We start from the raw sequence: 9,491 nt of genomic DNA, 5'->3' as shown, positions 1-9,491 counted from the left end.
GGATATGGGCTGATCATGGCGGGGTTTCACGTTTAGACTGGGGGATCACGTCGGCCGACAGTGGAGACCTGATGGAGAGCAGAAACCCCGCGTTCCGGGGGAACGCCTTCGACCCGCGGGCCGGAGGTGCGGCCTACGGCGCACCCGGCTACGGAGCACAGCAGTACGGTACTGAGCAATACGGGGCCCCCGGGTACGCGCCGCCGGCGACCCGGCCGATGACCATGGACGACGTCGTCGTCCGCGGATTCCTGACCCTCGCCGCCCTGGTGGTCACCGCGGCGCTCGCCTGGGCGCTGGTGCCGGTCGAGGCGGCCATGCCCGTTCTCGTCGTGGCGCTCATCGCCGAGATCGGGATCTGGGCGTTCATCACGTTCGGCCGCAAGGCGAACGCGCCGCTGGTGCTGACGTTCGCGGCGGTCTACGGGATCGTCGTCGGCATCATCAGCCACGCCTACAACGACCTCTACCACGGCGTCGTCTTCCAGGCCGTGGTCGGCACCGCGCTGGCGTTCGGCGCCACGCTCGCCGTCTACGCGCTGCGCATCGTGCGGGTGACGCCGAAGTTCGCCAAGTTCGTCATCGCCGCGGGAGCCGCGCTCATCGGGCTGATGCTCATCAACATGGTGGTGTACCTGTTCGGCGGTGAGCAGGGCATCGGCATCCGCGACCCGGGCAGCCCGCTCGCCTACATCTTCAGCGTCGTCGCCATCCTCGTCGGCTGCTTCTTCCTGCTGCTGGACTTCGACGCCGTCGAGCAGGGCGTCCGCCAGGGGGCGCCGGAGAAGTTCGCCTGGTACTGCGCGTTCGGGCTGGTGCTCAGCCTCGTGTGGATCTACCTGGAGATCCTGCGGCTGCTCAGCTACTTCAGCGGACGCGACTAGCCGCAACAACGATCAGCCCCGCGCCGGACGGTGCGGGGCTGATCCGTGCGGGATCTCTGCGCCGTGGTCGTGCGCGGCGGCACGACGGCGGGGGCGTCCGCTGGCGGGATCCCACCGGGTTCTCGGGTCCGGTCCTCAGTAGTGCCGCTCGCGGCGCGTGCGCTCGTGCTCGCGCACCAGCGCGGCCGCGTAGCCGTGCGAGAGGTTGTGCTCGTCGGCCAGCCAACTGCTGCGTTCCTCGCAGCGGGTGAACGAGGGACCGTTCTCGATGGTGGTGAACCACTCGGGGATGTCACGTCCTGTGACTTGCGGAATGCGGGCGATCAGCTTGCTGTGCGTCTCCGGCGAGTGGTTCAGTGGCAATTGGCACCTCCAGGTCGCGGGGCTCTTCCTGCTGACTCTGCAACACCTCTCCGCATGTGACAAGACCCTAACGGGGACCTATCTTTTGCGTTACGTAGATCATTTTTAACGGGGATATTCCCCGGAAAAGCGCAGGTGGCCCGGCGGACGGCCGGGAAGGCCGTACCGCACGGACCACCGCGCGAATTCACGGGGAATCCGTCAGGAGAGGCGCTCCAGGACCATCGCCATCCCCTGGCCGCCGCCCACGCACATGGTCTCCAGACCGAACTGCTTGTCGTGGAACCTGAGCCCGTTGATGAGCGTGGAGGTGATGCGGGCGCCGGTCATGCCGAACGGGTGGCCGACCGCGATCGCGCCGCCGTTCACGTTCAGCTTGTCGTGGTCGATGCCGAGGTCCTCGGCGGACGGCAGCACCTGCGCCGCGAACGCCTCGTTGATCTCCACGAGGTCGATGTCGCCGATGGTCATGCCGGCCTTCGCCAGGGCCTTGCGGGACGCCTCCACCGGGCCGAGCCCCATGATCTCGGGGGACAGGCCGGTGACGCCGGTCGACACGATCCGGGCGAGCGGGGTGATGCCGAGCTCGGCGGCCTTGGTGTCGCTCATGACGACGACCGCGGCGGCACCGTCGTTCAGCGGGCAGCAGTTGCCCGCGGTGACCGTCCCGTCCGGGCGGAACACCGGCTGGAGCTGCGACACCTTCTCGTAGGTGGTGCCGGGCCGGGGGCCGTCGTCCTTGGCGACGACGCTGCCGTCCGGGAGCGTCACCGGGGTGATGTCCTTCTCCCAGAAGCCGTTGGCGAGGGCCTTCTCGGCGAGGTTCTGCGAGCGGACGCCGAACTCGTCCTGCGCCTGCCGGCTGACGCCGCGCAGCCCGGCCACGTTCTCGGCGGTCTGCCCCATCGCGATGTAGATGTCGGGGAGCGTGCCGTCCTCGCGCGGGTCGTGCCACACCGGCGCGCCGCCCTCGCCCGCCTTGGCGGTGCGGGCCTGCGCGTCCCCGAACAGCGGGTTCTGGGTGTCGGGCAGGCCGTCGCTGCTGCCCTTGGCGAACCGGCTGACGGTCTCCACGCCCGCCGAGACGATGACGTCGGCCTCGCCCGCCTTGATCGCGTGCAGCGCCATCCGGGTGGTCTGCAGCGAGGACGAGCAGTACCGGGTGATGGTGGCGCCGGGCACGTTGTCCCAGCCCAGCAGGACGGACACGACGCGGGCCATGTTGTAGCCCTGCTCGCCGCCGGGCAGCCCGCAGCCGAGCAGCAGGTCGTCGATCTGGTCCGGGCCGAGCTGCGGGACCTTCGCCATCGCGGCGGTGATCATCTGGGCGGTGAGGTCGTCGGGCCGGATGTCCTTCAGCGAGCCCTTGAAGGCGCGGCCGATGGGCGAGCGCGCGGTTGCGACGATGACTGCCTCGGGCATAACGGGTGTCTCCTGTCTCAGCGGCCGAAAAGATGTCAACCTACTCACCGGTCACGTCGCCAATCTAACCGCCGGCGGCGGGTCCGTACACGCCGACCCCCCGGCTTTATGGACGGCGAGTCCAATAAGTCCTCACTTACGCCGCTCACCTGCGGCGAATCCCGGTTTCCCGGTGACGTTCGCCCCATGCGGCCGGGACGCCGGGAGGCCGACCCTGGAGGCCACGCCACCGGCCGGTCCGGCGCAAGCGCGGGCGGCGGACCGGCCGGCGCGCGTGCGGCCCCGGCCGCTACCCATGCTCGGCCGCCGGCAGCCCGGCGCGGCGCGACCGCGCCCGCAGGCGGCTGCGGGCCTCGGACAGGCCGGTCGAGCAGCGCGCCGCCAGGCGTGCCGGAGCGATCGCGCCGACCGCCGCGATGCCGGTGGACAGCCGGCGGCCCAGGGCTCCGCGCAGCGGACGCTGCAGCGGATAGCGCAGTGTGGCCCAGCGGCCCCGCGGGCCCCGGTCGTCCCCGGCCACGGACGCGCCCGTGACCTCCGTCCCGGCCCGCTCGGCGGCCTCGGCCGCGGCCAGCGACACCGGGCGGGCGGTCTCGCCGGGCAGGTCCGGCTCCAGGCCGAGCGCGGCCGCCACCGACGGCAGCAGGGCCGCCGCCGCGGTGGCGTAGCCGCGGGCGGACGGGTGGTAGCGGTCCTCGCTGAACATCGCCAGCGGGTCGGCGGCGAACTCGCGCCCGAGCAGGTCGCCGAGGGACACCGAGCGGCCGCCGTGCTCGATGACGGCGATCGTCTGCGCCGCGGCGAGCTGGCGGCAGGCGCGCCGCGCGAACCACCGCAGCGGCTGCATCAGCGGTTTCACCGAGCCGAGGTCGGGGCAGGTCCCGACGACCACCTGGCCGCCCGCGGCGCGCAGCCGCGCGACCGCGTCCGACAGGTGGCGGACGGACTCGGCGGGGGAGACCCGGCCGGTCACGTCGTTCGCGCCGATCATGATGACGGCGATGTCCGGGCGGACCTGCAGCGCCTGCTCGAGCTGGCCGCCGAGGGCCTGCGACCGGGACCCGGAGCGGGCCACGTTCGTCAGCCGCACGGGGCGCCCGGCGATCCCGGCGAGCCCGGTGGCGAGCCGGGCGGCGGGCGTCTCCGCCGGGGTGTGGACGCCGAGCCCGGCGGCGGTCGAGTCGCCGAGCACGGCGAGCGACAGCGGCTCGCCGCCGAACTGCTCGCCGTAGAGGCCGTCGGCCGCGGGCGGGTCGCCGTTGGACGTCGACTGGATGATCCTGCGGGCGAGCCTCGCCTCCACGACGATGAGCCCGAAGGTGACGCCGCCGATCGCGGTGATGCCGCCGCCGCCGTAGGCCGCCGCGGCCGCGATCCGGCGCGCGGTGAATGCTCTCAACATGGTGCGCTGACCCTCCGTGATTAACTACCTACCCGCCCGCCGGTGCTTTGATGCCTGCCCCGTGGATCTCGGCTAACGTCGAAACGGGAAACCTTCCGGAGCCGCGTCCGCTCCGCCGCGCTACCGTCGGCGGATCGGGGACGCGATGCTCAGATCAACACTGAACCGACAAGGAAGTCGCGGTGCACGTACACGACTCGCTCGTCGAGCTGATGGGCAACACCCCGCTCGTTCGACTGCGCAAGGTGACCGACGGCCTGCGGCCGCAGGTGCTCGCCAAGGTGGAGTACTTCAACCCCGGCGGATCGGTGAAGGACCGCATCGCGGTCCGCATGATCGACGCGGCCGAGAAGTCCGGCGCCCTGCGCCCGGGCGGCACGATCGTCGAGCCGACGTCCGGCAACACCGGGGTGGGGCTCGCCATCGTCGCGCAGGAGCGCGGCTACCGCTGCGTCTTCGTCTGCCCCGACAAGGTCGGCAAGGACAAGATCGACGTGCTGCGCGCCTACGGCGCCGAGGTCGTCGTCTGCCCGACGGCGGTGAACCCCGAGCACCCCGACTCCTACTACTCGGTCTCGGACCGGCTCGCCGCCGAGATCCCCGGTGCCTGGAAGCCGAACCAGTACACCAACCCGCAGAACCCGCAGTCGCACTACGAGACGACCGGCCCGGAGCTGTGGGAGCAGACCGAGGGGCGCATCACCCACTTCGTCGCGGGGATCGGCACCGGCGGCACGATCAGCGGCACCGGCCGGTACCTCAAGGAGGCCTCCGGCGGCCGGGTGCAGATCATCGGCGCCGACCCGGAGGGCTCGGTGTACTCGGGCGGCAGCGGCCGCCCCTACCTGACCGAGGGCGTCGGCGAGGACATCTGGCCCGAGACCTACGACCGCGACATCTGCGACGACGTCATCGCGGTCTCCGACAAGGACTCCTTCCTCATGACCCGGCGGCTCGCCCGCGAGGAGGCGCTGCTCGTCGGCGGCTCCTGCGGGATGGCCGTCGTCGCGGCGCTGCGCGTCGCGGAGAAGGCCGGTCCCGACGCGGTGGTCGTGGTGCTGCTGCCGGACGGCGGCCGCGGCTACCTCGGCAAGATCTTCAACGACGGCTGGATGGCCGACTACGGCTTCCTCACCCCGCACAGCGAGGAGGCCCGGGTCGGCGAGGTGCTCACCCGCAAGGGCGGGACGCTGCCGGAGTTCGTGCACGTCCACCCGCACGAGACCGTGCAGACCGCGATCGCCGTCATGCGCGAGTACGAGGTGTCGCAGGTCCCGGTGATGAAGGAGGAGCCGCCGGTCATGGCCGCCGAGGTGGTCGGCTCGGTCGGCGAGACCGACCTGCTCGACATCATGGTGAAGGGCGAGGCGAAGATGTCCGAGCCGGTCGAGCTGCACATGTCGCCGCCGCTGCCGACGCTCGGCTACGGCGAGCCGGTCAGCAAGGCCGTCGGCGTCCTGGAGAAGTCCGGCGCGGCGGTCGTCCTCGTGGACGGCAAGCCCAAGGGCCTCGTCACCCGCCAGGACCTCCTGTCCTTCCTGGCTGCCGCCACCACCGGCTGACCCCCCGCCCTGTCCGGATGCGGCCGTGCCGGACGGGGTGGCGACGGCCGCGCCGTCCCGCCAAGATCGTCCTGTGACCGAGCAGACGATCCTGGCGGGACGGTACCGGCTCGAGAGCCTTCTCGGCCGCGGCGGGATGGGCGAGGTGTGGCGCGCCCGCGACGAGCGGCTCGGCCGCGCGGTGGCGGTCAAGCTGCTCACCGCGCCGCCCGGCGCCGGCGGCCGGACCGAGCCGGCCGCCGCGGCGCGGTTCCGCCGCGAGGCGCGGATCGCGGCCGGGCTGCGGCATCCCGGGATCGCGGCCGTGCACGACTTCGGCGAGGACGCCGGCCGGCTCTACCTGGTCATCGACCTGGTGGACGGCCGCGACCTGAACGCCGTCGTGGCCGACCACCCCGGCGGCCTGCCGCCCGAGCGGGTGTCCCGGCTCGCCGCGCGGATCGCCGCCGCGCTGGAGGCCGCGCACGAGCGGGGCGTCGTGCACCGCGACATCAAGCCCGCGAACGTCATGGTGGACGGCCGCGACGAGATCACCGTGCTGGACTTCGGCATCGCCCGCTACGCCGACGCCGTCACCGACCTGACCGGCAGCGCCGCCATCGGCACGCCCGCGTTCATGGCGCCCGAGCAGTTCGACGGCCGCGCGCCGGTCGACGCCCGCGCCGACCTCTACGCGCTCGGCGCGCTGATGCACGCCCTGCTCACCGGCGCGCCGCCCTACGTCGCCGACAGCATGCCGTCGCTGCTGCACGCGATCATGCTGAGCCCGCCGCCGAGCGTACGGGAGCGCCGCCCCGACGTCCCCGAGGCCCTGGACGGGCTGATCCGCGACCTGCTCGCCAAGGACCCGGCCGACCGTCCCGCGAGCGCCGCCGAGGTCGCCGCCCGCCTCACCGGCGAGCCGGCGCCACCGGAGGAAACGCGCCCCGCCGCCCCCACCCGGATCGCCGCGCCGCCCCGCAGGCCGGCGGCGGCTGCGGCGGGCACCCGACCGGCCGCGCCCGCCGGCGGCGAGCGCACCGCCTCGGCCCGCACCGTGCTCCGCCGCGTCTTCTACGGCGCAGCCGCGGTCTTCGCGGTCGCGACGTTCAACCCGGGCCACCTGGTCTTCAAGGGCGGCGCGTTCGACGAACCGCCGGACTGCCGGGCGATGGCGCCCGGCGACCTCGCGGGCATCGTCCCGTCCACCAGTGGGAACGACGAGGCGACAGCGTGCCAGTGGGCGGTGACGCAGGACCGCAACAAGTGGCTCTTCACCCTGCGCGCCGTCCGCGCGGCCCCCGGTGCGTACAAATCGGGCCCCCGCCGCGCGAGCGACTCGGTCCGGCAGGCGAGGAAGGGCGCGCCGGGCGCCCAGGAGCTCCCGCTGGGCGACGGCGGGCTCCTCCTTGAGGACAAGGACACCCACCGGACGCTGCTCTTCCGCGTCAGCAACCTGGTGGTGCGGCTGGAGGTCGGCTTGTACGGCCGGGACGAGCTGGACATCGAGCCGACCGCGGACAAGATCGCCGGGCAGCTGGCCGGGCGGCTGCGGGACCTGGCCTGACCGACGCGAGAGCGCCGGAGACCTGAGGCGGTCTCCGGCGCTCTCGTTCTTCATACCGGGTTGCGGAGCCGGCCGGTGGGCGGCGTTTCGGGCCGGGCTCCGCAACCCGGCGTCCAGGGGGCTCCTACTGGCGGAACCCGGACGGGACGTAGTCCTCGCGGGTGTCGGCGGGGCCGGCCGGCTGCTTCTGCGGCCGGTCGCCGTGCCCCGGCCACCAGGCCCGGTGGCCCAGCAGCGCGGTGATGCCCGGCACCAGGAACATCGACATGACGAAGGCCGACAGCGCGATGCCGATCGCGACGGAGAAGCCCATCTGCTGGAGCATCGACACCGGCGCGAGCATCATCACCGAGAACGTGCCGGCCAGGATGAGGCCCGCCGCGGCGACCGTCGGGCCGCCGTGGTGGACGGCCAGCGCGGCGGCCTCCCGCGGGCTGTGCCCCTCCTTGGCCTCCTCGCGCAGCCGCGCGGTCATCAGGATGTTGTAGTCGGTCCCGATGGCCAGCACGAACAGGTAGAGGATGATCGGCAGCTGGAAGGTGACGCCCGCTTCGCCCATCGCGCCCTGGAAGACGTACACCGCGGAGCCGAGCGTCGCGGCGAAGCCCAGAAGGACGGCCACCACCAGGTAGAGCGGGGCGACGACCGAGCGCAGCAGCAGTGCCAGGATCAGCGCGATCAGCACCGCCGCCACCGGCAGGATCACCGACAGGTCGCGGTTGTTGACGCTGTTGATGTCGGCGAAGATCGCCGTCGAACCGCCGACGTAGGCGCGGGTGCCCTCCGGCGCCGCCTTGTGCACGGCGGGCGTCAGGTCGTCCTTGACCAGGCTGATCGCCTCGTTGGACGCGGGGTTCTCCTTCAGGATCAGGTCGACGCGGACCACGGACTTGTCCTGGCCGGGGACGGGCTGCTGCACCGCGCCGACACCGGGCGCGGTCTTGGCCGCCTGGTTGAAGGACGCGAGCTGCTGCTCGCTGACCGGCTGCCCGTTGTCGGACTTGATGAACACCTGGACCGGGGTGGTCAGGCCGGGCGGGAAGCCCTTCTCCATGTCCTTGGTCGCCTGCGCGGACTCGGTGTCCTGCGGGAAGCCGGCGGCGAAGTCGTAGTCGGCCTTGAACCCGAGCGCGCCGAGCGCGAGGACGACCAGCACGAGGCCGGACGCGGCGGCGGCGACCGCCGGGCGCTTGCCGACGCCCCGGCCGATGGCCTGCGAGATCGAGCCCTTCGGCTGCTTCTTCCACGCCTTGGACGGCCAGAACACGGCGGTGCCGAGCAGCGACACGAGCGCGGGCATCAGCGTCAGCGAGGTGATGCCCATCACGATCACGGCGATGGCGAGGGACGGGCCCCAGGCGCTGAACACGCCGAACGTCGCGAGCAGCAGCACCAGGAAGGTGACGGCGATGGCGGCGGCGGCCGAGGAGATGACCTCGCCGACCCGCTCCACCGCGGTGATCATGGCGGTCTTCTTGTCGTCGCCGGCCCGCAGCCGCTCCCGGAACCGGAACATCAGGAACAGGTAGTAGTCCGCGCCGATGCCGAAGAGCACGATCAGGATGATGGTGCTGAGACTGTCGTCGCCGGAGAAGCCGAAGATCTTGGAGGCGACGCCGATCAGGCCCATCGAGACCTGCATCGTCACCGTGATCACGATGATCGGCAGCACCGCCGCCAGCGGGGCCCGGAAGATCAGCAGGATCAGGCCGATGATGAGCACGAAGGTCGCGATGCCGACGATCTCGAAGGACTGGTTGAAGGAGTCCTCGTTGTCGACGAAGCTCGCGACGTCACCGCCGACCTTGGCCTCCATGCCGCTGCCCTGCAGCAGCGCCGGAAGGTCCTTGCGGATCTCCTTGACCGCGTCGCCCTGCTTCTCGTTGTCGGCCATCGAGGTGCCCTGCATCGGCACCATGATCACCTGGACGGCCTTGTTCGGCGCCACGGTCTGCGGGCCGGTCAGGAAGTTCAGCACCGTCGCCGGCTTGTCGGCGTTCAGGGACTTGGCCGCCTCCGTCACCTTCGCGGTGTCCTCGGCCGTCAGCGGCTTCCCGTCCGACCGCTTCACGACGATCAGCGAGGAGGTGTCCTCCTGCTGCGGGAACGCCTTCTCAGCGATCTTCATCGCCTGGACCGACTCGTACTTCGAGGGCAGGAAGTCGCCCTGGTCGGACTCGGTGGTGAGCTTGGGGGAGAAGGCGATGATCACGACTGCGGCCACGAGCCACGCCACGATCGTCCACCACGGGTGTCTCACGACGAAGCGCGCGAGCCGAGCGAACATGGGGCTTCCTTAATCAAGGGTCGTT

Annotated in this window: 7 protein-coding genes; 3 read left to right on the top strand and 4 right to left on the bottom strand. The window is 71.9% G+C overall.

The annotated features are described in order from the left end of the window. Positions 1–71: 71 nt before the first annotated feature. Complete coding sequence (locus E1284_RS07730; RefSeq protein ID WP_131938305.1) at positions 72–884, top strand: Bax inhibitor-1/YccA family protein; 813 nt, start codon at positions 72–74, stop codon at positions 882–884. A 135-nt stretch (positions 885–1,019) separates the two neighbouring features. Here E1284_RS07730 and E1284_RS07725 read toward each other — a convergent pair whose 3' ends face one another. The 3 genes from E1284_RS07725 to E1284_RS07715 all read right to left on the bottom strand — a co-directional run bounded on the left by E1284_RS07725 (position 1,020) and on the right by E1284_RS07715 (position 4,071). Then, on the bottom strand, positions 1,020–1,247 hold the full coding sequence (locus E1284_RS07725; RefSeq protein ID WP_131938304.1) for a DUF4287 domain-containing protein: 228 nt from the start codon (positions 1,245–1,247) through the stop codon (positions 1,020–1,022). A 201-nt stretch (positions 1,248–1,448) separates the two neighbouring features. Further along, positions 1,449–2,669: an acetyl-CoA C-acetyltransferase gene (locus E1284_RS07720; protein ID WP_131938303.1), complete on the bottom strand. Its 1,221-nt coding sequence runs from the start codon at positions 2,667–2,669 to the stop codon at positions 1,449–1,451. Positions 2,670–2,958: 289 nt separating this feature from the next. Beyond that, the gene (locus tag E1284_RS07715; protein ID WP_131938302.1) at positions 2,959–4,071 is read right to left on the bottom strand and encodes an SGNH/GDSL hydrolase family protein; all 1,113 of its coding nucleotides are present in this window, start codon (positions 4,069–4,071) and stop codon (positions 2,959–2,961) included. Positions 4,072–4,253: 182 nt separating this feature from the next. Here E1284_RS07715 and E1284_RS07710 point away from each other — a divergent pair, with 182 nt between their 5' ends. Next, positions 4,254–5,633 carry a cystathionine beta-synthase gene (locus tag E1284_RS07710; protein ID WP_131938301.1) on the top strand — a complete coding sequence of 460 codons (1,380 nt, stop codon included), beginning with the start codon at positions 4,254–4,256 and terminating at the stop codon, positions 5,631–5,633. Positions 5,634–5,706: 73 nt separating this feature from the next. Further along, positions 5,707–7,179 (top strand): serine/threonine-protein kinase, encoded by a 1,473-nt coding sequence (locus E1284_RS07705; RefSeq protein ID WP_131938300.1) that lies wholly within the window; start codon positions 5,707–5,709, stop codon positions 7,177–7,179. 124 nt (positions 7,180–7,303) lie between these two features. Here E1284_RS07705 and E1284_RS07700 read toward each other — a convergent pair whose 3' ends face one another. After that, positions 7,304–9,466, bottom strand: coding sequence for an MMPL family transporter (locus E1284_RS07700; protein WP_131938299.1), 2,163 nt, complete (start codon positions 9,464–9,466; stop codon positions 7,304–7,306). Positions 9,467–9,491 lie beyond the last annotated feature (25 nt).

The organism is Actinomadura bangladeshensis (assembly GCF_004348335.1).
Lineage (GTDB): Bacteria > Actinomycetota > Actinomycetes > Streptosporangiales > Streptosporangiaceae > Spirillospora > Spirillospora bangladeshensis.
The sequence above is the reverse complement of the archived record's forward strand: the minus strand, read 5'-3'. Positions and strand labels throughout refer to the sequence as shown.